The organism is Bradyrhizobium sp. BR 1433, assembly GCF_051547665.1.
GTDB classification, from domain to species: Bacteria; Pseudomonadota; Alphaproteobacteria; order Rhizobiales; family Xanthobacteraceae; genus Bradyrhizobium; species Bradyrhizobium australafricanum.
This window is the reverse complement of record NZ_JBPUGG010000001.1, coordinates 5,623,674-5,644,231: the sequence shown is the minus strand read 5'-3', so window position 1 is coordinate 5,644,231 and position 20,558 is coordinate 5,623,674. Positions and strand designations below refer to the sequence as shown.

21 protein-coding genes are annotated in these 20,558 nt (G+C 65.7%); 11 read left to right on the top strand and 10 right to left on the bottom strand.

Annotated elements, in window-relative coordinates:
* The first annotated feature begins 76 nt into the window (after positions 1-76).
* Together ACSKB9_RS27125 and ACSKB9_RS27120 are read left to right on the top strand one after the other, a co-directional pair.
* Positions 77-829, top strand: coding sequence for an ABC transporter ATP-binding protein (locus tag ACSKB9_RS27125; RefSeq protein WP_438076949.1), 753 nt, complete (start codon positions 77-79; stop codon positions 827-829).
* Positions 826-2,343, top strand: coding sequence for a permease (locus ACSKB9_RS27120; RefSeq protein WP_438076947.1), 1,518 nt, complete (start codon positions 826-828; stop codon positions 2,341-2,343). The genes ACSKB9_RS27125 and ACSKB9_RS27120 overlap by 4 nt, the downstream gene beginning before the upstream one ends.
* Here ACSKB9_RS27120 and ACSKB9_RS27115 read toward each other — a convergent pair.
* Positions 2,327-3,277, bottom strand: a complete 951-nt coding sequence (locus tag ACSKB9_RS27115; RefSeq protein WP_438076945.1) for an alpha/beta fold hydrolase — start codon at positions 3,275-3,277, stop codon at positions 2,327-2,329. The genes ACSKB9_RS27120 and ACSKB9_RS27115 overlap by 17 nt on opposite strands.
* Positions 3,278-3,452: 175 nt before the next feature.
* On the opposite strand from ACSKB9_RS27115, the gene ACSKB9_RS27110 reads away from it, so the two are divergent.
* A complete protein-coding gene (locus tag ACSKB9_RS27110) occupies positions 3,453-4,292 on the top strand; it encodes an MBL fold metallo-hydrolase (RefSeq protein ID WP_438076943.1) in 840 nt (279 codons plus the stop codon).
* Between the two features lie 12 nt (positions 4,293-4,304).
* Here the strand turns inward: ACSKB9_RS27110 and ACSKB9_RS27105 are convergent, their stop codons facing one another.
* A complete protein-coding gene (locus ACSKB9_RS27105) occupies positions 4,305-4,928 on the bottom strand; it encodes a CGNR zinc finger domain-containing protein (RefSeq protein WP_438076941.1) in 624 nt (207 codons plus the stop codon).
* Between the two features lie 90 nt (positions 4,929-5,018).
* Here ACSKB9_RS27105 and ACSKB9_RS27100 point away from each other — a divergent pair, with 90 nt between their 5' ends.
* The 3 genes from ACSKB9_RS27100 to ACSKB9_RS27090 all read left to right on the top strand — a co-directional run bounded on the left by ACSKB9_RS27100 (position 5,019) and on the right by ACSKB9_RS27090 (position 8,101).
* Entirely contained in the window at positions 5,019-5,963 is a 945-nt protein-coding gene (locus ACSKB9_RS27100; RefSeq protein ID WP_438076939.1) for an EamA family transporter, read from the top strand.
* A 144-nt stretch (positions 5,964-6,107) separates the two neighbouring features.
* The gene (locus tag ACSKB9_RS27095) at positions 6,108-7,157 is read left to right on the top strand and encodes an amidohydrolase family protein (RefSeq protein WP_438076937.1); all 1,050 of its coding nucleotides are present in this window, start codon (positions 6,108-6,110) and stop codon (positions 7,155-7,157) included.
* A gap of 11 nt (positions 7,158-7,168) precedes the next feature.
* A complete protein-coding gene (locus ACSKB9_RS27090; RefSeq protein WP_076832641.1) occupies positions 7,169-8,101 on the top strand; it encodes a GNAT family N-acetyltransferase in 933 nt (310 codons plus the stop codon).
* A gap of 204 nt (positions 8,102-8,305) precedes the next feature.
* On the opposite strand, the gene ACSKB9_RS27085 is transcribed toward ACSKB9_RS27090, so the two are convergent.
* The 3 genes from ACSKB9_RS27085 to ACSKB9_RS27075 form a co-directional block, all read right to left on the bottom strand.
* Positions 8,306-9,562 carry an aminopeptidase gene (locus ACSKB9_RS27085; RefSeq protein WP_253625146.1) on the bottom strand — a complete coding sequence of 419 codons (1,257 nt, stop codon included), beginning with the start codon at positions 9,560-9,562 and terminating at the stop codon, positions 8,306-8,308.
* Positions 9,563-9,676: 114 nt separating this feature from the next.
* Entirely contained in the window at positions 9,677-11,041 is a 1,365-nt protein-coding gene (locus tag ACSKB9_RS27080) for a class-II fumarase/aspartase family protein (RefSeq protein WP_438076934.1), read from the bottom strand.
* Positions 11,042-11,101: 60 nt separating this feature from the next.
* Complete coding sequence (locus ACSKB9_RS27075; RefSeq protein WP_438076932.1) at positions 11,102-11,491, bottom strand: carboxymuconolactone decarboxylase family protein; 390 nt, start codon at positions 11,489-11,491, stop codon at positions 11,102-11,104.
* A 136-nt stretch (positions 11,492-11,627) separates the two neighbouring features.
* Here ACSKB9_RS27075 and ACSKB9_RS27070 point away from each other — a divergent pair, with 136 nt between their 5' ends.
* From ACSKB9_RS27070 to ACSKB9_RS27055, 4 genes are read left to right on the top strand one after another with little or no spacing between them, the layout of a single operon-like run.
* Positions 11,628-12,587, top strand: a complete 960-nt coding sequence (locus ACSKB9_RS27070; RefSeq protein ID WP_438076930.1) for a Bug family tripartite tricarboxylate transporter substrate binding protein — start codon at positions 11,628-11,630, stop codon at positions 12,585-12,587.
* Positions 12,588-12,606: 19 nt separating this feature from the next.
* The gene (locus tag ACSKB9_RS27065; protein ID WP_438076928.1) at positions 12,607-13,494 is read left to right on the top strand and encodes an NAD(P)-dependent oxidoreductase; all 888 of its coding nucleotides are present in this window, start codon (positions 12,607-12,609) and stop codon (positions 13,492-13,494) included.
* A complete protein-coding gene (locus tag ACSKB9_RS27060; protein WP_438076926.1) occupies positions 13,491-14,471 on the top strand; it encodes a Gfo/Idh/MocA family protein in 981 nt (326 codons plus the stop codon). The genes ACSKB9_RS27065 and ACSKB9_RS27060 overlap by 4 nt, the downstream gene beginning before the upstream one ends.
* Positions 14,472-14,477: 6 nt before the next feature.
* Positions 14,478-15,233, top strand: a complete 756-nt coding sequence (locus ACSKB9_RS27055) for a GntR family transcriptional regulator (protein WP_028337580.1) — start codon at positions 14,478-14,480, stop codon at positions 15,231-15,233.
* Here the strand turns inward: ACSKB9_RS27055 and ACSKB9_RS27050 are convergent.
* Positions 15,230-15,358 (bottom strand): hypothetical protein, encoded by a 129-nt coding sequence (locus ACSKB9_RS27050; RefSeq protein WP_016847287.1) that lies wholly within the window; start codon positions 15,356-15,358, stop codon positions 15,230-15,232. The genes ACSKB9_RS27055 and ACSKB9_RS27050 overlap by 4 nt on opposite strands.
* Before the next feature lie 387 nt (positions 15,359-15,745).
* On the opposite strand from ACSKB9_RS27050, the gene ACSKB9_RS27045 reads away from it, so the two are divergent.
* Positions 15,746-15,922: a hypothetical protein gene (locus ACSKB9_RS27045; protein WP_438076924.1), complete on the top strand. Its 177-nt coding sequence runs from the start codon at positions 15,746-15,748 to the stop codon at positions 15,920-15,922.
* Positions 15,923-16,208: 286 nt separating this feature from the next.
* On the opposite strand, the gene ACSKB9_RS27040 is transcribed toward ACSKB9_RS27045, so the two are convergent.
* The 4 genes from ACSKB9_RS27040 to ACSKB9_RS27025 all read right to left on the bottom strand — a co-directional run bounded on the left by ACSKB9_RS27040 (position 16,209) and on the right by ACSKB9_RS27025 (position 20,471).
* Positions 16,209-17,780: a serine hydrolase domain-containing protein gene (locus ACSKB9_RS27040; RefSeq protein ID WP_438076922.1), complete on the bottom strand. Its 1,572-nt coding sequence runs from the start codon at positions 17,778-17,780 to the stop codon at positions 16,209-16,211.
* Positions 17,781-17,885: 105 nt separating this feature from the next.
* Positions 17,886-18,785, bottom strand: coding sequence for a DMT family transporter (locus ACSKB9_RS27035; RefSeq protein WP_438076920.1), 900 nt, complete (start codon positions 18,783-18,785; stop codon positions 17,886-17,888).
* Positions 18,786-19,001: 216 nt separating this feature from the next.
* Entirely contained in the window at positions 19,002-19,268 is a 267-nt protein-coding gene (locus ACSKB9_RS27030; RefSeq protein WP_141340539.1) for a hypothetical protein, read from the bottom strand.
* Positions 19,269-19,700: 432 nt separating this feature from the next.
* Positions 19,701-20,471 (bottom strand): SDR family NAD(P)-dependent oxidoreductase, encoded by a 771-nt coding sequence (locus ACSKB9_RS27025; protein ID WP_438076918.1) that lies wholly within the window; start codon positions 20,469-20,471, stop codon positions 19,701-19,703.
* Positions 20,472-20,558: the final 87 nt, after the last annotated feature.

The following is a 20,558-nucleotide window of genomic DNA, read 5'->3' as shown; positions in this document are numbered from 1 at the left end:
CGATTCACTGCACCGAAACGGTTTTTGTCCAAGCTTTGCGCAACCGACGAGCGAAATTCCGGATCGCCACCACGCCATGACATCTGAACTGTCCGCACTCGCCGTGCGAGGGTTAACCAAGCGTTTTGACCGCCCGGCGGTCGACGCGCTCGATCTCACGATCCGTGTCGGCGAGTTCTATGCGCTGCTCGGACCGAACGGCGCCGGCAAGACTACGACGCTGCGCATGGTGGCGGGGCTATTGCGGCCCGACGCCGGCTCGGTGTCGATCCTCGGCATCGATGCGCTCGCCGATCCGGTCGCCGCCAAGCAGATCATGGCTTGGGTGTCCGACGAGCCGATGATTTACGACAAGCTGACGCCGCTGGAATATCTCGAATTCGTCGCCGGCCTGTGGGGCATCGATCCGCGCACGTCGGAGAGCTCGGCGCGCGATCTTTTGGTGTCGCTCGGGCTCGAGCCGCATCTCAACGAGCGCTGCGAAGGCTTCTCCAAGGGCATGCGCCAGAAGGTGGCGCTGGCCGGCGCGCTGGTGCACGATCCCCGCCTGATCATTCTCGACGAACCGCTGACCGGCCTCGACGCGCTGTCGGCGCGTCACGTCAAGGGACTGCTGCAGGAGCGCGTCCGCGCCGGCTGCACCGTGATCATGACGACCCACATTCTCGAAGTCGCCGAGCGGATGGCCGACCGGATCGGCGTGATCGCGGCCGGCAGGCTGATCGCCGAGGGCACGCTGGCCGAGCTGCGCGCGCAGAACGGCCGCAACGACACCACCCTCGAGGATATGTTCATCGCGCTGGTCGATACCGAAGCGGCGGCCGCGTGAGCTCGGTCGCCCACCTCACCTGGTTCGCCCGCCACGAATTCCGCCTGGCGTGGCGCGAATGGCTGGCGATGATGACCGGCGGCCGGCGCCGGCGCAATCGCGCCGTGATTGGCCTCTTGGTCTTCGCGGCGATCCTGCATCTGCCGGCTTATGCCGTGGTCAACCGCTATTCCGACTTGCGGTTTCCGCTCGACCCGTCGTCGCTGATCGTGCTGACCGCGACGATCTTCCTGGCCTGGGCGCTGATGCTCTCGCAGGCAATCGAGTCGGTGACGCGCGTGTTCTACGCCCGCGCCGATCTCGATCTGATCATGTCGTCGCCGGCAAAGCTCACCAACATCTTCTCGATCCGGATCGCCGCGATCGCGCTGACGGTGAGCAGCATGGCGCTGTTGCTGTCGACGCCGTTCATCGACGTGCTGGTCTATCTCGGCGGCCCGCGCTGGCTCGCCGGCTTCGGCGTCGTCCTTGCGATCGGGCTGTCGGCGGCAGCCGCCGCTATCGCCGTCACCGCGTTCCTGTTCCGCCTGATCGGACCGAGCCGGACGCGGCTGGTGGCGCAGGTCGTCTCCGCCGTGATCGGCGCCGGCTTCGTCATCGCGCTGCAGGTCGTGGCCGTGCTGTCCTACGGCACGCTGTCACGCTTTGCCTTTCTGACCTCGGAAACCGCGGCGCGAATTGCCCCCGCCCCCGACAGCCTGCTGTGGTGGCCGGCGCGGGCATCGCTCGGCGACCTCGAAATCATGCTGCTGCTGCTCGCCGCGGCGCTGGTGATGCTCGGCGGCGTGATGGCGCTATTCGCACCGCGGTTTGCCGATACGGTCGCCAGCGTCGCCGCCAATCCGGCTGCGGTGACGCGGGGACGCGCCCGCGCCTTCCGGGCCGGCTCGCGGCAGCAGGCGCTGCGGCGCAAGGAATTCTTGCTGCTGCGCCGCGATCCGTGGCTGCTGTCGCAGACCCTGATGCAGATGCTCTATCTGCTGCCGCCGGCGCTGATGCTGTGGCGCAGCTTCTCCGGTACGTCGACCGCGATCGTGCTGATTACGCCCGTCATCGTGATGGCCGCAGGCCAGCTCGCCGGCGGGCTCGCCTGGCTGACCATCTCCGGCGAGGACGCGCCCGATCTGGTGGCGACCGCGCCGCTGCCGCCGTCACGCGTGACCCGCGCCAAGGTCGAGGTGGTCCTGATCGCGATCGCCGCAATCTTCGCCCCGCTGGTGGCCGCGCTGGCGTTTGCCTCGCCAGGGCAGGCCGCGGTCACGGCGATCGCAATCCTCATCGCGACCGCATCCGCCGCCGCGGTCCAGCTCTGGTTCCGCGCACAGGCCAAGCGCAGCCAGTTCCGCCGGCGCCAGACCTCCTCCCGCATCGCCACTTTCGCGGAAGCCTTCTCCTCGATCGGCTGGGCCGCAACCGCGGCGCTGGCCCTGACAATCCCGACGGCCGCGCTGGTCAGCGGCATTCTGACGCTGCTGACGCTTGCCATCGCCTGGAAGATCAGCCCGCGGCGCTAGCCTTCATCACCTCCAGCACTGCGGCGGCAAATGCCTCCGGCGCTTCCTGCGGCAGATTGTGGCCGGCACGCGGAATCAGGCGATGGGCCAGGCGGCCAGTGTACTTGGCCGCGGTGCGACTGCCGTCGGTCGCGAACGTCACGCCGTCGTCGGCGCCGTCGAGCGAGATGGCAGGGACCTTGATGACAGGCAATGTGTCGAGCCGCCGCTGCAAATCCGCATATTGCGGATCCCCGTCGACAACGCCGTAGCGGTGCCGGTAACTGTGGATCACGACGTCGACATAATCAGGATTGTCGAACGCGACCGCAGTCCGCTCGAAGCAGGCGTCGTCGAACGCCCAGCTCGGCGACCATTGCGACCACAGGATTTTGGCGATGCCGCGCCGGTTGGCGGCGAGCCCCGCCCGCCCTCGCTCGAGCTGGAAGTAGTATTGATACCAAAGCGGCACTTCGCGATCGGGCGGCGCCGGCACCATCGCATGCGCGATGTCCTGGATCATGTAGCCATTGGTGCAGACGAGTCCGATGCATCGCTCCGGCCACAGCGCCGCACCGATCGATGCGGCGCGGCCGCCCCAGTCATAGCCGGCGAACACCGCGCGCTCGATGCCGAGCGCGTCGATCAGCGCCATCATGTCGGCGCCGACCGCCGCCTGCTCGCCCGAGCGTGGCGTCGCCTTGTCGCGGAAGGCCGTCGGTCCGTAGCCACGCAGATAGGGCACGATGACCCGACAACCTTGCGCCGCCAGCATGGGCGCGACGTCCACATAGGAGTGGATGTCGTAGGGGAAGCCATGCATCAGCAGCACGGCCGGCCCATCGGAAGGGCCCGCTTCGTAATAGGCGATGTTGAGCACACCGGCGTCGACATGGCGCAATGGCTCGAGCCGTTTGGTCGAAGGCGCGCGCTGCGAAGAGACGGTATCAGTCACGCAGAACTCCCTGATCTCGATCGTTTGCGCGGCATCCTAGCGTGTCCCGACCCAATAATCGCCCGGCTCGTGTTGCAGGGCGCGCCGTGGAGCGATGCACGGGCCTCATCATGACGGCGCGCCAAATGCGCGCTAGTCTTCCCGTCCGCGGATGCCGCCGCAGACGGAACAGGTCATGCTGAGATTGCTCGCCGCGCTGGTCTTGCTGGGATCATTGACCGGTCACGCTTTCGCGCAGGATGCCCGGCGCAGCGAATGCCTGGCGATGGCCAATGCGCCGCCGCGCGCCGTTCCCGTGAGCTACCGCCGCCTCGCGGCCAAGACCGCGGACAAGACCACGACCAAGTCCGACGAAGTCGCGATCACCTATGCCGGCCATTCGACCTACTATATCGACACGCCCGGCGGCATCCGGATCGCGACTGACTACAACGGCGTCTATCGGACCGGGCGGCTGCCCGACGTCGCGACCATGAACCGGGCCCACGCGACCCATTACACACTGTTTCCCGACCCCAAGATTCCCCACGTGCTGCATGGCTGGGGCGAGAACGGCCAGGCCGCGCATTACGCCGAGCGCATCGGCGACGTCTATATCCGCAACGTCACCACCGACATTCGCCGCTACTGGGGCGAAGACCCCGGCGGCGAGATGATCAAGGACGGCAATTCGATCTTCATCTTCGAGGTCGCCGGCCTCTGCATCGGCCATCTCGGCCACCTCCACGTCAAGCTCGACGACAGCCATTTCGCGGCGATCGGCCGGCTCGACATCATGATGGTGCCGATCGACGGCACCTATACGATGTCGCTCGACGGCATCTCCGAGATCACCAGGCGATTGCGCGCCGCCGTCGTGCTGCCGATGCACCGCTTCGCCACCCCGCTCGACGAGTTCATGCGCCTGATCGGCCAGCAGTTCGAGATCGATCGCCGCGGCGGCGAGCGCACTTTGCGGATTTCGCGCGATACGCTGCCGGCGACGCCGACGGTGATCATCCTGGATGGGGTGTGAGGCTCAACGGACTCATTCCTCCGCCGCCTGGCTGCGCCGGTAGTGCCGCCGCGATTTGGCAAGATTGCCGCAATCGCCCATCGAGCACCACCGCCGGTTCTGGGTACGGCTCTCGTCAACGAACAACCAACCGCAACCCCGCTCATCCTGGCACTGCTTCACCCTCAGCGCACGGGGCCCGGTCAGAAGGCTCACCGCCGACCATGCGATCGGCTTAAGCAGCGTCTCGGGCGCAACTTTCCCGGCTGTCGGCAGCCACCGCAGGGTATCGCCGACAGGTCCGAGCGCAACACCGCCCAACGCGGCTTCGAGGTATCGGTTGATATCGGCCAGCGCCGTCGGATCGATCCGGCCGCCTCCGATGCGGGCGATAAAGATCCTGTAGAGCGCCTCGCGCAGACCATGCGCCGCATTCAGAAAGGCATCGGCCTCGTGCGGTGAGGCTTTCCATCGCGCCCTGAGCTGCGCGGCGATCCGGCGATCCGCCAGTTCGGCATCGATCAGCCATTTCAGGATGGAATCCGAGGTCGCGATCCGATCCTCAACCAGGTCGCGGAGACGCCATGCGACGGTATTGACGAACTTGATGCTGAGCTCTTCCCGGGACGACGCCTCAGGCGAAGGAACGCGCGGCATGGTCCAGCAACTCCTCTGGAACGCATAACCTCTTAATGGGTTGGATTTGATAACCCATTAAGGGGTTGGAATCTAGCTCGGGAGCCTCGTATGTCCAAGCGCCTTTTGATTGTCGGCGCGTTCGCCGCCATCTATCTGCTTTGGGGTTCCACGTACTTCGCGATCGCGCTCGGCTTGAAATCGATCCCGCCGTTCCTGCTGATGGGCCTTCGCTCGCTCGGCGGCGGCCTGATCCTGATCGCGCTGAACGGGGCGGACGTCACGCGCGTTTCGCGGTGGAACTGGCTGACCGCAGCACTCTGCGGCGTGCTGTTCTTCGTCGGCTGCCATGGTGTTCTCGCTTATGCCCAGCAATCGGTTCCGTCCGGCATCGCCGCGATCATGCTGGCTACGATCCCGTTCTGGGTGTTGCTCATCGATTTCCTGTATCCGCAAACCCGGCGTCCTGCGACCATGACGCTGGCCGCATTGCTGCCCGGCCTAGCTGGTGTGGCAATCGTGGGCTGGCAATCGGCCGAACAGGGCCATTTCAGCATCCTTCCCATTCTGCTGCTGCTCGCTGCGGCGTTCTCCTGGGCGATGGGCACGGTGCTGTCGCGTCGGACTTCGGATCATGGTTCGCCAACATTGTCGTCAGGCATGCAACTGTCGATCGGCGGCGCGGTCCTGTTTGCAATCAGTCTTGCGTCCGGTGAACTGAACGGCTTCTCGCCGCGCGACGTCTCGGCGCCCTCGCTCGCGGCCGTGATCTATCTCGCCATCGCCGGCAGCGTCATCGGCTTCACGGCATTTCGCTGGCTGCTCGACAATGTGTCGACGTTCATGGTCTCGACCTACATCTTCGTCAACCCGATCATCGCCGTGCTGCTCGGCACGCTGATTCTGGGCGAGCCGTTTTCCGTCACGATGTTGTTTGGAGCGCTTCTTGTCATCGCCTCGGTCATCATCACCTGGCGCACCGAGCAGGCATCGCCGGCGTCGGCGAGGCAAGCTCAGTCGATGACATGGTCGCGACCGGCAATACGGTCGGGTTGACCGGCACGCGCAGACGTACGCATGCCTCCTCAGGCAGAGGTCAGGCAGAGGCCCGGTTTGACGCGCTCCTGCGCGGCTCGTTATCCTCTCCAAAGCCGACATCGTATCGGCGGCCGACAAGAGCAAGAACAGGGAGCATCATCCATGGCCAGCACTCTGCCCGCCTCCGCCAGCGGGCTCTATGCCAATCCGCGCGAAGACTGGCTCGCCCAATACACCGAGGAGATCATCGATCCGGCCCGTCCGATCGTCGATCCGCATCACCATCTCTGGGATCGCGGGGGCTTGCGCTATCTGATCGAGGACATGCGCGACGACATCGCGTCCGGCCACAACATCGTGGCGACCGTCTATGTCGATTGCCGGTCGATGTACCGCGCCGACGGCCCGGAGGCGTTCCGTCCGGTCGGCGAGGTCGAGTTCGCCAACGGCATCGCGGCGATGGCGGCGAGCGGCGGCTACGGCAAGGCGGCGATCTGCGCCGGCATCGTCAGCCACGTTAACCTTCTGATCGGCGATCAGGCCAAGGCGGTGCTGGAGGCGGAGATTGCCGCCGGCAACGGCCGGTTCCGCGGCATCCGCCACTCCTCGGCCTGGGATGAAGACCCCAACGTCGCGCATATGTACGCGAACCGTCCGAAGGGCATTCTGCTGGATTCCACCTTTCGTAGGGGGTTCGCCTGCCTGGCACCGCTCGGCCTCAGCTTCGATGCCTGGTTGTTCCACCCGCAGATCGGCGAGCTGACCGACCTCGCCCGCACCTTCCCCGACACTCGGATCGTGCTCGATCATTGCGGCGGGCCGGTCGGCACCGGCCGTTTCGCCGGCAAGCGCACGGAGACCTTTCCGGTCTGGCAGGCGTCGATCCAGGAGATCGCCAAATGCCCGAACGTCGTGGTCAAGCTCGGCGGGCTGGCGATGTGCCTGCTCGGCTACGACTTCCACCTCCGCCCCAGGCCGCCCTCGTCGGAGGAACTTGCTGCCGCCTGGCGGCCTTATGTCGAGACCTGCATCGAGGCGTTCGGTCCGGACCGTTGCATGTTCGAGAGCAACTTCCCACCTGATAAGGGGCAATGCAGCTACCAGGTCATCTTCAACACCTTTAAACGGCTTGCATCACAATATAGCGAAGCCGAAAAGACGGCGTTGTTCTTGAAGACGGCAAAGGATGTCTATCGGCTCGATATCGGGTAAGCTCTCGACTCATGGATGACGGCATCACCATCCGGCCGCTTCGAGAGGCTGATGCGGAAGCGGTGGTCGAACTTTACGCAAAGGCAGCCGCGGTGGAACCGCGGCTAGGCCCTGTCACGCTGCCGCAATGGGACCAGTTCCTGAAGCTGCCGCAGAACCGCGGCGGGCGCGACTTTCGCGTAGCCGAGCGCGATGGCGTGCTCGTCGGCCTCGCCGAGTCGTCGTTGCGCGACCAAGGCGCGCATCACACCCGATTCCTCAAGATCGTCGTGGCGCCCGAGATGCGCCGCCGCCGGATTGGCCTCGCGCTGTTCGACGAGGTGCTTGCGATCGACGCCGACGCCGATCTCACCGTTCAGACGCTGGTGAGCAGCGACTGGCCGGCCGGAATGGCCTTCGTGGCCGCCTTCGGCTTTGTTCATGTCGAGTCCGAGATCGGGATGAAGTGCGTCGAGCCGTTGCAGCCGGCGCGCACGCTCGCGGCCGCGCGCGCCACCATCGAGCAGGTCAGCGACGTCACCGCCTGCGCGGGCGAGGTCGCGCGCATCCATAACGCCGCCTATGCGTCGGACGCCGCCTTCCGCCTGTACTCGCGGGAAGAGATGGCGCAGGTCCTGACCGAGAGCGAAGTCTGGATCGCGTCGGAAGATGGACAGATGTCGGGCTTCTGCCTGACTGAACTGGAGCGGAACTCGATGTGGATCGAGTCGGTCGCCGTCGACCCGGTGCGGCAGGGACGCGGGCTCGGCCAGCTGCTGGTTTATCGCGTGCTGGCCGCACACGACGTATCGGTCGAGCACCCGTGCTGGCTCAACGTCTCGAGCCGCAACGCTCCCGCGCTGAAGATCTATCGCCGGCTCGGCTTCCGGCCGCAGCACGAGACCTGCCGCTTCAGCGCGCCACGCGGCGACCTGCTCGCCGCGCGGGGGCGGAGGTTTCAGTAGAGCGCGATGAGATTGGTCGGTAGCGACGGCGACGGGATTGCGCTCCCTCGCCCCGTTCTTACGGGGAGAGGGTTGGGGTGAGGGGCCTCTCCACATATTCGGTGACAGCTGCATTCGCGGAGGCGCCCCCTCACCCGGATCGCATCTGAAGATGCGATCCGACCTCTCCCCGCACGCGGGGCGAGGTGAAGAGCGTCGGCCCCCTTACGCCCACTCGCCCTTGCGGAACACCGGCACGCTGCGACCGTCGGCATGGATGCCGTCGATATCGGTGTGGGCGGAGCCGATCATCCAGTCGATATGGATCAGGCTCTTGTTGCCGCCCTGCTCGGCGATCTGCTGCGGCGTCAGCTTGTCGCCATTAACGAAGCATTTCGAGTAGCACTGGCCGAGCGCGATGTGCGAGGCGGCGTTCTCGTCGAACAGCGTGTTGAAGAACAGCAGCCCGCTCTTCGAGATCGGTGAGGAATGCGGCACCAGCGCGACCTCGCCGAGGCGGCGCGCGCCCTCGTCGGTGTCGAGCACCTTCTTCAGCACTTCCTCGCCGCGCGAGGCCTTGGCCTCGACGATGCGGCCTTCCTCGAACTTGACCGAGATATTGTCGATCAACGTGCCCTGATAGGACAGCGGCTTGGAGCTGACGACGTGGCCGCTGACGCGGCGGCAGTGCGGGGTGGTGAACACTTCCTCGGTCGGGATGTTGGCATTGCAGACGATGCCGTTCTTGGCAGTCGACGCACCGCCCTCCCATTCATGACCGTCGGCGAGGCCGATCGTGAGGTCCATGCCGGGTCCGGAATATTTCAGCGCGTGGAAGCGCTGGCCGTTCAGCCATTCGGTGCGCTCGCGGAGCTTCGCATTGTGCTGTGCCCAGGCGGCGACGGCGCCATCCTGATCGACCCGGGAGGCGGAGAAGATCGCATCGGCAAGCTTGGCCACCGCGACGTCCTCGGCATCGTCGGGGAACACCTGCTTGGCCCAGGACGTGCTCGGATAGGCGATGATGTTCCAGTTGGTGTCGAAATTGACGATCTTCTCCAGTGCCGGCTGGTAGGCGATCGAATTGGCCTTGCTGGCGCGCGCCACCTTGACCGGGTCTTCGCCCGACAGCAGCATCGGATTGTCGCCGACGATCGCAAGCCGCGCGGTGTTGGCGCCGAACGCCTTCGCCATGCCCTCATAGAGCCAGCTTGCGGCGCGATCGAAACTCGCATCGTTGGCGTAGCGGTAGCGCGCCAGCGTGAGCTCCTCGTCCGAGAAGAATGGCGTCACGAGACCCGCACCGGCCTTGTAGGCATGCTCCACCACCCGCCGCACCAGCGGCATCGCTCCGGCGGGCGCCGTGAGCAGCAGATCCTGCCCCGGCTGCAGCTGCAGGCCGACCTTGATCGCGACTTCGGCGAGCCGATCGAGCTTTACGGGATCGATCGATGCGGAAAGGTTGCGTTGATGTGCGGTCATGAAGCGCCGTGTCGTTTGAGGAACCCTCGGGATTCGTAGTCCAATTCGATCCGCATCCGCAAGGTTCCTGCCCGCCGCGCCCGATCACGCGACGGCGAGCAATTGCCTCGAATTTTACCGCTTCATTGAGGCCAGCACCCGGTCGACCATCTGCGGCGCGAGGCCGAGGTAGTTTTTCGGCGCGGTGAGGCGGTCGATCGTCGTCCGATCGATCCGGCTCGCGACGCGATCATCCGCCGCCAGTGCCTCGGCCAGCGTCAGGCCCTTGTCGTTGGCGAGACGGCAGGCGTCGTAAACCACGTCATGCGCTTCCTGCCGGCCGCCGATCGCGGGCGCGAGGCCCATCATCACGGCTTCGGCCACGATCAGCCCGCGGCTGATGTCGAGATTGTCGGCCATCCGCCGCTCGTCGACGATCAGACCGCCGAGCGCGAATCTCGCCTGGTGCAGCGCGCCCGCGGTCAGCACGAAGCTCTCCGGGATCGCCATCCATTCGGCGTGCCACGGACCGGTGGCGCGCTCGAAATCCTGCACCATCGCATCCAGCATCAGGCCGGCATGCTGGCGTACCGCCTTGGCGGCGGCGAGCATCAGTTCCGACGAGATCGGGTTGCGCTTCTGCGGCATGGTCGAGGACGCGCCGCGCCCCTTGACGAACGGCTCGTAGACCTCGGCGAACTCGGTCGACGCCATGATCATGATGTCGAGCGCGATCTTGCCGAGCGTTCCCGTGACCAGCGCGAGGAAATTCACCGCTTCCGCCAGACCGTCGCGCGCGACATGCCAGGTCGCGACGGGCACGCCGAGCCCGAGTTCCTCGCACAGCGCCCGCTGAACCCCGAATCCCTTGTCGCCGAGCGAGGCCAGCGTGCCGGCGGCGCCGGCGAACTGGCCGACCAGCACGCGCGGCTTCAGCTCCGCAAGCCGCGCGGCGTGGCGATCGAACGCGGCTAGCCAGATCGCGGTCTTGTAGCCGAACGTCACCGGCAGCGCCTGCTGCAGATGGGTGCGGCCGGCCATCGGCGTGTCGCGGTATTTTTTCGAGAGATCGGCGAGGATGCCGCGCAGCGCACCGATGTCGTCCTCGATGATCTTCAATCCATCGCGCAGTTGCAGCACGACGGCGGTGTCCATGACGTCCTGCGTGGTCGCGCCCCAATGAACGTAGCGGCCGGCCTCGCCGCACTGCTTGGCCATCTGATGCACCAGCGGCAGGATCGGGTAGCCGACGACGTCGGTCTCCTGCCGCAGCAGATCGAAATCGAGCGCGGCAACATCGGTACGTTTTGCGATCTCCGCGGCGGCTTCAGCGGGAATCACGCCGCAACGCGCTTCGGCCTTCGCCAGTGCGACCTCGACCTCGGCGTAGCGCTCGATCAGCCGCAGGTCGGAAAACACCTCGCGCATCTCGCGCGTGCCGAAGGCATCGCGAAACAATACGGAATCGAGCACGGTGGTCGAGGTCGGGAAGGCGGACATGGGCAAATCCTGTTGCCGGTCGCAGACGGCAACGTCCCTATCACGGCAAGGGCCCGTGCCCTACCCCTCCGGCGGCGCCTCGCCGAACACCTCGGCTGCAATCTTGCTGGTCTCGATCGCGGCCGGAATGCCGCAATACATCGCGACCAGCAACAGCACGTCCTGCACCTGCGCGGCGGTGCAGCCATTGGCCAGCGCGCCCTTGGCATGGACGCGGAACTCGGCCGGCTTGCTGCTCGCCGCGGTGATGCCGAGCATCACGAGGCTGCGGATCTGGTCGGACAGCCCGCTGCGCTCCCAGACGTCGCCGTAGACATAGGCGTTGATGATGTTTTGCAGCGGCGTGCCGAAATCGCCGGCAGCGGCCATCCGCTCGGCGACGTCGATCTCGCCGAACATCTTCTGGCGCCGGCGCAGTCCGCGCGCATGGAGATCGCTGATGTCCACCATCGTCGTCGGGCTCCCTGAATGGGCTATTTATACGGATAAATATGACACACCTCAACATTCCAGCGGTCCTAACGCTTGCCTTTCTGATGTATTTGTCCGTATAAATTTGCAAAAGCAGACACGGGAGGAGACCGGGATGAAGTTACGGCTGGGGCTGCTCGCAGTCCTGCTTGCGACGCTTCCCATCCTGCCGGCTTTCGCCGCGGACGATTTCCCGCAACGGCCGCTCAAGATCATCGTGCCGTTCCCGGCCGGCGCTGGCCCCGACAATGTTGCGCGGCTGGTCGGCCAGCATCTGCAGGACGCGTTGGGCCAGACCGTGCTGATCGAGAACCGCGCCGGCGCGCTCGGCAGCATCGGCGCCCAGGAGGTCGCCCGCAGCGCGCCCGACGGCTACACGCTGTTGATGGGCACCAACACCACCCATGCCAGCAACGTCGCGACGCTGAAGAGCCTGCCCTACGACCCGGTGAAGGATTTCGCACCTGTCATCCGCACCACCACCACGGCGATGGTGCTGCTGGTCAATCCGAAGCTCGCGGCCAGGGATCTGCCGCAGTTCCTCAGCTACGCCAAGGCCAATCCCAACCTGACCGCGGGCTACGGCTCCGGCGCATCGCAGATCTCGATCGCCCAGCTGCAATCGCGCGGCGGCCTGTCGCTGGTCGCGGCGTCGTATCGCGGCGTGCCGCAGGCGATGACCGACGTGATGGCGGGGGTGATCGATCTCACCTTCGGCGACTTCTCGGTCGCGATCCCGCAGATGCAGGGCGGCACCTTGCGCGGCATCGCCGTGACGTCGGCGACCCGCAACGAGCTGACGCCCGGCCTGCCCGCGCTCGCGGAAGCGATGCCGGGCTTCGAGGCCACGATCTGGTACGGCCTGTTCGCGCCCGCCGGCACGCCGGAACCCGTGGTCAGCAAGCTCTACGCCGAGTGTGCGAAGTACCTCGCGATGCCGGAGACGAGGAAGAAGCTCGCCGATGTCGGCGTGATGGTGGCGCCGCTCGCGCCGGCCGAGTTCGGCGCTTTCGTCAGGAGCGAGGTCGTGCGCTGGTCGGCGGAGGTCAAGGCGGCCGGCATCCAGCCGCAATAGAGCGAGGCGGCGTCGCATCATGGCTCGCGAGACACCCGTTGGCATGATTGGCCTGGGGCTGATGGGATCGGCGCTCTCCGCGCGGCTGATCGACGCCGGCATCGGGGTGATCGGCTTCGACATCGACGCCGCGAAGACGGATGGCCTGAGAGCCAGCGGCGCCGAGTTCGCGGCGTTCGCCGCCGACGTGGCGGCGCGCTGCCGGACCATCGTCATCGCGGTGTATGACGCGGCCCAGGTCAAGGGATTGCTGCCGGAGCTCGCCAACGCGACAGTGCCCCCGCGCATCATCTGCACCACCACCTGCGCGCCGGGCGAGATCGTGGCAATCGCCGAATTCGCCTCCCGCTCGCGCCTCGCCTTCATCGAAGCGCCGATCTCGGGGACCAGCGCCGAGGTCCGTGCGGGCACGGCCACCGCGCTGGTCGCCGGCGATGCCGACATCATCGACGCCGCCGCGACGACGCTCGATATTCTCTGCCCGCAGCGGGTCAATGTCGGCGCGATCGGCAATGCCAGCCGCACCAAGCTCGCCATCAACCTGATCCTGCAGAACAACCGCGCCGCGCTGGCCGAGGGCATCGCCTTTGCCGAAAGCCTCGGCCTCGACGGCGCGGCGTTCCTTGCGACCGCGCGGCAATCGGCGGCATATTCCAGGGTGATGGACAGCAAGGGGCCGAAGATGCTGGCGCGGGATTTCACACCGCAATCGCATATCGCGCAGACCTTGAAGGATGCCGAACTGATTCTCCAGGAGGCCGGGCGGCACGGCCTGCCCTTGCCGCTGACCTCGGTGCAGGCCGAACTGCTGCGCGCTGCGATCGTGCTGCAAGGGCCGGACAACGACAGCGCTGCGGTCATCGAGGCGATCCGGGCCGGCCGCGGCCACGGTGAGGGACAATCATGATCAACTGTGCGATCGCAGGCCTCGGTCGATGGGGCCGCGCACTGGTCGAGGCCGCGCGCAACGAGCCGCGGCTCAGGATCGTCCGCGCGGTGGAACCGGACGCCAACGGCGCCGCCAGCTTTTGCGAGGCGCACGGCCTCTCCGTCGCGGCGAGCCTGGACGATGTCCTCACCGACCCTCGCATCGATGCCGTGCTGCTGGCGACGCCGCATTCGCTGCACAAGGGCCAGGTGATCGCGGCAGCCGGCGCCGGTAAGCAGGTGTTTTGCGAGAAGCCGCTGGCGCTTCGGCGCGCCGATGCCGCAGAGATGTTCGCGGCGTGCCGCAGCGCCGGCGTGGTGCTCGCGGTCGGGCATAACCGCCGGTTCTGGCCGTCGATGCAGGCGCTGCGCGCGATCACAGCCGGCGGCGAGCTCGGCACCATCCTGCATGTCGAGGGCCACAACAGCAACGAGAACTCGCAGGCGATCACGCAGGGCTGGCGGCTGTCGCCCGAGGAATCTCCGGGCGGCGGCCTGACCGGCGCGGGGCTGCATGTGCTCGACGGCTTCGTCAGCCTGCTTGGTCCCGCGCGCCAGGTCTATGCCCGGTTGAGTGCGCGCGAGGCCGGACCGCCGCCGCTCGACACTGCAACTTTAGCGATTGAATTTGTGAATGGCGTGAGCGCAACCCTTGCGACAATTCGCGCAACACCGTTCTATTGGCGCGTGCATGTGTTCGGAACGAAGGGATCCGCCGAGGTGCTCGACGAACAGACGATGGTACTGCGGAAATCCGGCGAGGCGCCTGCGACGACGCGCTATCCGGCAATCGACACCCTCACCGCGGAACTATCGGCCTTTGCCGACGCCGTCGAAGGCAAGCAGCCGTTCCCGGTGCTCGAGGCAGACGTGCTGGCGACGCTCGCCGCGTTCGAGGCCGCGCTGCAGTCGATGCAATCGGGACATCCGGTCGTCTGCCATACGGCATACCAGTGATCCGCCATGTCTGAACAACCGGACCGAGCGCGATCGTCCCGCTACCGCGACATCGCCACCGGACTGCAGAAGGACATCCGGCTCGGCACCTACGCGGTCGGCAATCTGCTGCCGACCGAGACCGAGCTGATGGCGAGCTATCAGGCCAGCCGGCAGACCGTGCGCGAGGCGCTGCGCATCCTGATCGACCAGGGCCTGATCGTGCGCCGCGCCGGCCTCGGCTCGGTCGTGATCGCATCCGAGCCGCCGGTGCTGTTCACCCACAGCGTCAAGTCGCTCGGCGAGTGGCTGCGTTATTCCAACGAAACCTACCGCGAGGTCGTTGCGAGCAGCGACATCGTCGCCGACCGCAAGCTGGCCGGGCTCTTGAAATGCGAGCCCGGCAAGAGCTGGTTCCTGATCGAGGCGGTGCGCCGCTCCGACCAGTTCGCAGCCCCGCTCGGCTGGGCCGAGATCTACGTGCTGCGCAGGTTCGCCGATGTCGTGACCCGGCCCGACCACGGCCGCACCCCGGTGCATGAGCAGATCGCCAGGATGTACGGCCAGGTCACCGAGCGCGCGCAGATGGAAATCTTCGTGCGGGGCATGCCGGCGCCGATCGCCAGGGCGCTCGGCGTCAAGACCGGCTCGCCGGCGCTCACCGTGGTACGCCGCTACTACGGCCAGCGCGAGGAACTGTTCGAAGTCACCATCACCACGCACCCCGAGGGGCGCTACACCTACACGATGGATATGCAGCGCTCGCTGCGGCCGAAGCTCTAGCGCACCCGGGCCAGATGGGTGCTGGCAGAGGTATGTGCCGTCTGCGGGGTGCCGCTCACGCCCCAGATCGCGACCGCGATCAGCGCGGCCGCCCAGACATAAGGCACAGCATTCAACTTCTTCATTTCCGGGATCATCCCCAAAGTCTCAGCAGGACCGACTGACCTTGCGACCTAGGTTGTGAAACTCACCACCGCGGTCCTCAGCGTCTCACCGGGCAGCCGTCCTTCACAACGCTACTAAGGTTAGACCTTGTCGGTTTCAGGACGCCTTCGTGCGAATCCGGAAATGATTTCGTCGGAACCGGGCTCTCTTATCCGAATTGATGAGACGGCGGGCCGAAGGGGTCCGGCTCCATTCGAGGCAACACTTAAGAGAATTTTCTGCCCAAATTTGAATCAGACGCACAGCAAACCTTCCAAAGATGCACCCACTGAATTCTTTTTGATTGTCGCCCCGACTCCCGCCGTGCGATCAGGGCCTGTGACACCGTGATGACAAGGGCTTCTCCCGTGACTGCCGAACCGGCCAAACCGCAAGGCGACTCCCGTCGCCGCTCCAAGGAAACCCAGGACGAGGTGGCGCGGTCGCTGGAACGGGAATTGAAGCTGCTGACGGAAGAGCGCCAGGAGCGCGCGCTCCGGTTCGGCCTCGGCATTGCGGGCAAGACGCCGAAGGTGGACCAATAGGGTCGCCGCCGCGCTGAGAGCCTCGGGCGCATAGTTTCCTTAGCATTGTCGATTCGCGCGGCCGTCTGCCATGGCCGGTGTGCGTGTTGGCGTACGCCGGTCGTGATTTCCTGCGATCATGCCGCCAAGGTCGCTGCGCGGGCACGACGCCTTCTGCACTATTGCAACGACCAGTCCCAGCTACAACGTCCGCCGCGGCGTATGGGTCCCGGCCTTCGCCGGGACGACGCGAAGGAAGCCGAGCTTCACGTGCCCGAAATGGACAGGGACGCGGCCCGCGCTCGAGCTATTGCGCGCCCGGCGCTTCAGCGTCGGCCTTAACGTCGCGGCCGAAGCGATCCTTGCCGCTGAGCCGGGCCTTGCCGCCATCGAACGACAGCAGCCATCGGCGGTCGGTATCGCCGCCGACCAGACGCAGGTCGATCGCGAATGTCTGGTTGTCCTGCCACGTCCCTTTCAGCGCCATCACGCCGAGCGCCGTTGGCTGACCGAGACGATAGGCACCGTCGAGCCCGATCGGTCCCGCCAGTGTCGTCACCGGCCTCGCCGGATCCGGCGTCGCCGTTTCCAGTTCGTAGTGCGCGGGCTGATCCGTCAGATGCAGCGTCAGTGCCCGCAAATTGAAGCCATTTGCCGGGAAGCGCCAGGTCTTGCCGGAGATGGCGGCTGCCGTCTCGGGCACGGCACCAACGGCCGACGGCTTTTCGGTTGCGATATCGCGCAACGCGCCCGCGAGCTGATTGCCGCCGACGGAGTTCACCGGCAGCGCCGTGTCGGATTTGACCGCGCCCGAAATCTCGTCGGCCATTCTGCCGAACGAGCAATAGTCGCGCGCGGTCACGACCGTGACGATGTCGAGCGCGGGAAACAGCATGACGAGCTGACAGCGGTCGCCGACCGCCATGACAACCTGCCGCTGCGGCATCACCCAGAAGAAATTGGCGTAGCGCAACGATGAGTCGAACGAGGCGTGCATCTCCGTCGTCGCATGCCTGATGCGGCCGACCCAGCCGGTCGGCAGCAAGCGCTGCCCGTCCCATTCACCGTCATGCAGATAGAGCAGACCGATCCTGGCGGCGTCGCGCGGCGCGAGCTGAAGCCCGCCGCCGCCCTGCGTCAGTCCGGGACCGATGCTGTGCCAGTACGGCGCGGCTATCCCGAGCGGGCGAAACAGTTTGGTCACCGCGTAGTCCCGCGCGCTCATGCCGGTGAGATTGTTGATGATCGCAGCCAACAGCTGCGCATTGCCGGTGTTGTAATCAAACGCCTCGCCCGGCGCCTTCGCCATCGGGCGGTCGAGGATGAACTGGATCGCATCAGGGCTGCGCCCCCACTCGATCAGCGAGTCCGGTCGGCCACCCTCAACGCCTTCGGTCCAGGCCATTCCCGAGGTCATGTCCAGCATGGTCTGGACCGTGATCGCCCGCTTGCGGTCGTCGAGATTGGCGATGGTGCGATCGCCGAAGAAATCCACCATGCGATGGTCGAGGCTGTCGAGCACGCCATCCCTGAGCAGCATCGCGACCAGCGTTCCGGTCACCGCCTTGGTGACGGAATTGAACAGATGCGGGATCTCCGGCGTGTAGGGCGCATAGTAGGCGTCGAGCACGATCCGGCCGTGCCGCACGATCAGGAGGCTATCGAGACTGTGGGCCGCGCCAAAATTGACGAGCCGCGCCAGCGCGGCGGAATCCATCCCCTGCTCTTCCGGCGTCGAGGTCTGCCACTGCCAGGTCTGCCACTGCGAGGTCTGCGGTACCGGCTCGGCGGCGCCTTGCGCCCGGGCTGCGCCCGACAAAGCCGAAGCTGCAAGCACGAGCCCTGCAAGCATCGGCAGCGCCAAACGTTGAACTTGCATCGGCGTCTCATTGCGACACGGCGGAGAGCCGCACCATCCGCGATCCCTCGCTTGCTTGTCAATCGTCGCCGCGACCGCGCGCCATCAGGACGTCGGCAAAGCCGTCTAGCGCTGCCGCTGAGCGAGATAGAATCCGGCCAACACGGCGGCCAATCCGGCCGCCTGGAGCGTAGTTGGTGGCTCGCCGATCAGGAGCCATCCCAACAGCAGGGTCAGCACCGGCACGGTCGCAGGAAATACGGCTGCGCGGGCAACGCCCAGGCGCTGGATCGACACCGCGAACAGATACATCGCCGCGGGCCCGGCCAGGATGCCCTGGGCGATGGCCTGCAGCGTGTTTTCATGCAGGCCGATGGCCGCATCGCGAGCGAGCCCACCCGAGACGGCATACAGTGGAAACAGCGAGAGCGACAGCACGCTGATGACGCTGGCCACGGAGAACGCCGAGACACGCCAGCAGCGCACCAGCGTGGCGAAGCCCGCGAACATCAAGCCGGTCGCAACGAAGATCAAGTCGCCCATCACGGCGCTCGGCCCCATATGGCCGATCGACTCGCTGCCGATCACGGCAAGGCCGACGACGATGACGACAGCGCCGGCCGCCCGCGAGAGCGAGACCGATTCCTTCAGCAAAACGACCGCGAGAAACAATCCACCCAGCGTCGCGCAGGACGGCTGGATCACGCTGCCGTGCCCCAGCGGCACGAACATGAAGCCGGCATAGCTGATCAGCGACATCACCGGCCCGCCCAGCAGCATCAGCGCCATGCCGCGGCCCCAGCCGATGCCGCAGAGATCGCGGAGGCCGGCGCGCACAACGAGCGGCAGCAAGACGATGCCCGACCACAGGAAGCGATGCATCAGCAGGTCGACCGGTGTAAAACCGACCTTCAGGCCGTGTCGGGTCGCCACGAAGCCGAGCGCCCAGCACAGCGCCGCACCGAGGCCGCATGCGACCCCGAGCAGGATGGCTTTCGTATCCGGAAGAGCTGCAGCCTTGGCCATGGCCGGACGTTCGTTCATCGCGAACGACTACGTTAGTGCCGGAAGCGGATCAACCCATCGATACGCACGGCTGGTTGGCGCAAGCCTGCCAGGGTCCGCTTGGATCAAGCTTTGACGTCATTCCGCGCTACCGCGATGTCCGCTTGCTGCAAAGGGCGAGCTCGAGGGCCGGTTCACCCTAAGGGAAGCTGGCCTTTCACAGACAAGACGTGGGACTTACTTCCGCGGTTCAACCACGGTTTTTGTCGATCCGTCCGGCGCTCCCTGCATTCCCGGCGGGCTTTGACCTTGCGGGCTTTCCGGCGGCGCACCACCTGATTTTGTTTCAAGTGGCCCGGTCCAACCTTGTGGCTGCAATTGACCTTTTTCTTCCGGTGCCGAGCGCCCGGTTGCCGTGTTCACGTCCTTGTTGGGATCGGCCTGGGCTAGCGCGAATCCACACGACAACGCCCAGCCAATCGTCGTCATCAGAATGATCCTCATTCCGACCTCCCTTGGCTAATCGTACCAAACAGGCTGGACTGGCTTCGGTTCCATTTGCCGAAGGAGGCGACCAAAACCGGCGTCAAACGATACCCGCTATGGGTCCAGCAGCGGACGTTCGGATGTGGAGCATCAATCTTAAGCCGCGGGCGAGCCGCTGCGTTGAGGAAACAGCCGAGGTGCCCCCTCAGGAAGTAACCCGCAAGCCTGGAGCACGCCGTAGACTAGCGCTGCTAGAATGATGAAACCGACAATGCGATTGAGTTTGAACACCAAATCTCGAAGCTCTTCGTTGCGAAGCGCCATATTGCCCGAGATGCATCACTCGCAGCAAGAGCACCGAGGCCACGAAGATCAACGCCGCCATCATGCCGCGATGATCGAATGCTTGTACAACCGGGCCACCAACGTAAACAAAGGCCCTTCGGAAGATCAGGCGGCGCTGTAGCCGCCGTCGACCACGTGCGATGCGCCGGTCATGAACGACGCCTTGTCCGAGCACATCCAGACCACGGCTTCGGCGATTTCCTCGGGCACGCCCAGGCGACGGACCGGCACCTTGGCGATGATCTCGTCGTAGCGTTCATCCATCGTCTCCTTGGTCATCGGCGTCTTGATGTATCCGGGATTGACGCAATTCACGCGGATGCCGTCCTGGGCATATTCGATCGCAGCGGACTTGGTCAGTCCGACGACACCGTGCTTGGTCGCGACATAGTGGCCGGACGTCGCGAGGCCGATCAGGCCTGCGATCGAGGCCGTATTGACGATGGCGCCGCCACCGCCCTGTTTGAGCATTTGCGCGACCTCGTATTTCAGGCACAGGAACACGCCCATCAGATTCACCGAGAACATCTTGGCCACCGAGGCTTGCGTGAGTTCATGAATGCGCTGGCCGGGCGGCCCGACGGAGCGCCCGGCAACGCCGGCATTGTTGAACGCACAATCGATGCGCCCGAACGCCGAAACCGTGCGGGCCACCATGTTCGCGACCTCGGCCTCGTCGGTGACGTCGCCCTGGATCGCGATCGACTGGCCGCCGGCGGCATTGATCAGCGCGACCGTCTCCTCAATGCCGTCCTTCGAGAGGTCCGACACCGCCACGCGCGCGCCTTCACGCGCCATCGCGATCGCCGTCGCCCGGCCGATGCCGGAGCCGCCGCCCGTCACCAATGCAGCCTTGCCGTCCAGAATGCCTGCCATGAGAAACTCCTCTAAAGCGCGACGCGATCGAATCGAATCGTCATCGCGCTCTTTGCTCCCTGTTTGAGCATGATCTTGCCGGAAAAC

What these genes read in the sequence shown, in the direction of transcription:
- ACSKB9_RS27125 (WP_438076949.1), top strand. Translation starts at nt 77, where the DNA reads ATGACATCTGAACTGTCCGCACTCGCCGTGCGAGGGTTAACCAAGCGT.
- ACSKB9_RS27110 (WP_438076943.1), top strand. Translation starts at nt 3,453, where the DNA reads ATGCTGAGATTGCTCGCCGCGCTGGTCTTGCTGGGATCATTGACCGGT.
- ACSKB9_RS27105 (WP_438076941.1), bottom strand. Translation starts at nt 4,928, where the DNA reads ATGCCGCGCGTTCCTTCGCCTGAGGCGTCGTCCCGGGAAGAGCTCAGC.
- ACSKB9_RS27100 (WP_438076939.1), top strand. Translation starts at nt 5,019, where the DNA reads ATGTCCAAGCGCCTTTTGATTGTCGGCGCGTTCGCCGCCATCTATCTG.
- ACSKB9_RS27095 (WP_438076937.1), top strand. Translation starts at nt 6,108, where the DNA reads ATGGCCAGCACTCTGCCCGCCTCCGCCAGCGGGCTCTATGCCAATCCG.
- ACSKB9_RS27090 (WP_076832641.1), top strand. Translation starts at nt 7,169, where the DNA reads ATGGATGACGGCATCACCATCCGGCCGCTTCGAGAGGCTGATGCGGAA.
- ACSKB9_RS27085 (WP_253625146.1), bottom strand. Translation starts at nt 9,562, where the DNA reads ATGACCGCACATCAACGCAACCTTTCCGCATCGATCGATCCCGTAAAG.
- ACSKB9_RS27080 (WP_438076934.1), bottom strand. Translation starts at nt 11,041, where the DNA reads ATGTCCGCCTTCCCGACCTCGACCACCGTGCTCGATTCCGTATTGTTT.
- ACSKB9_RS27075 (WP_438076932.1), bottom strand. Translation starts at nt 11,491, where the DNA reads ATGGTGGACATCAGCGATCTCCATGCGCGCGGACTGCGCCGGCGCCAG.
- ACSKB9_RS27070 (WP_438076930.1), top strand. Translation starts at nt 11,628, where the DNA reads ATGAAGTTACGGCTGGGGCTGCTCGCAGTCCTGCTTGCGACGCTTCCC.
- ACSKB9_RS27065 (WP_438076928.1), top strand. Translation starts at nt 12,607, where the DNA reads ATGGCTCGCGAGACACCCGTTGGCATGATTGGCCTGGGGCTGATGGGA.
- ACSKB9_RS27060 (WP_438076926.1), top strand. Translation starts at nt 13,491, where the DNA reads ATGATCAACTGTGCGATCGCAGGCCTCGGTCGATGGGGCCGCGCACTG.
- ACSKB9_RS27055 (WP_028337580.1), top strand. Translation starts at nt 14,478, where the DNA reads ATGTCTGAACAACCGGACCGAGCGCGATCGTCCCGCTACCGCGACATC.
- ACSKB9_RS27050 (WP_016847287.1), bottom strand. Translation starts at nt 15,358, where the DNA reads ATGAAGAAGTTGAATGCTGTGCCTTATGTCTGGGCGGCCGCGCTGATC.
- ACSKB9_RS27040 (WP_438076922.1), bottom strand. Translation starts at nt 17,780, where the DNA reads ATGCAAGTTCAACGTTTGGCGCTGCCGATGCTTGCAGGGCTCGTGCTT.
- ACSKB9_RS27035 (WP_438076920.1), bottom strand. Translation starts at nt 18,785, where the DNA reads ATGGCCAAGGCTGCAGCTCTTCCGGATACGAAAGCCATCCTGCTCGGG.
- ACSKB9_RS27030 (WP_141340539.1), bottom strand. Translation starts at nt 19,268, where the DNA reads ATGAGGATCATTCTGATGACGACGATTGGCTGGGCGTTGTCGTGTGGA.
- ACSKB9_RS27025 (WP_438076918.1), bottom strand. Translation starts at nt 20,471, where the DNA reads ATGGCAGGCATTCTGGACGGCAAGGCTGCATTGGTGACGGGCGGCGGC.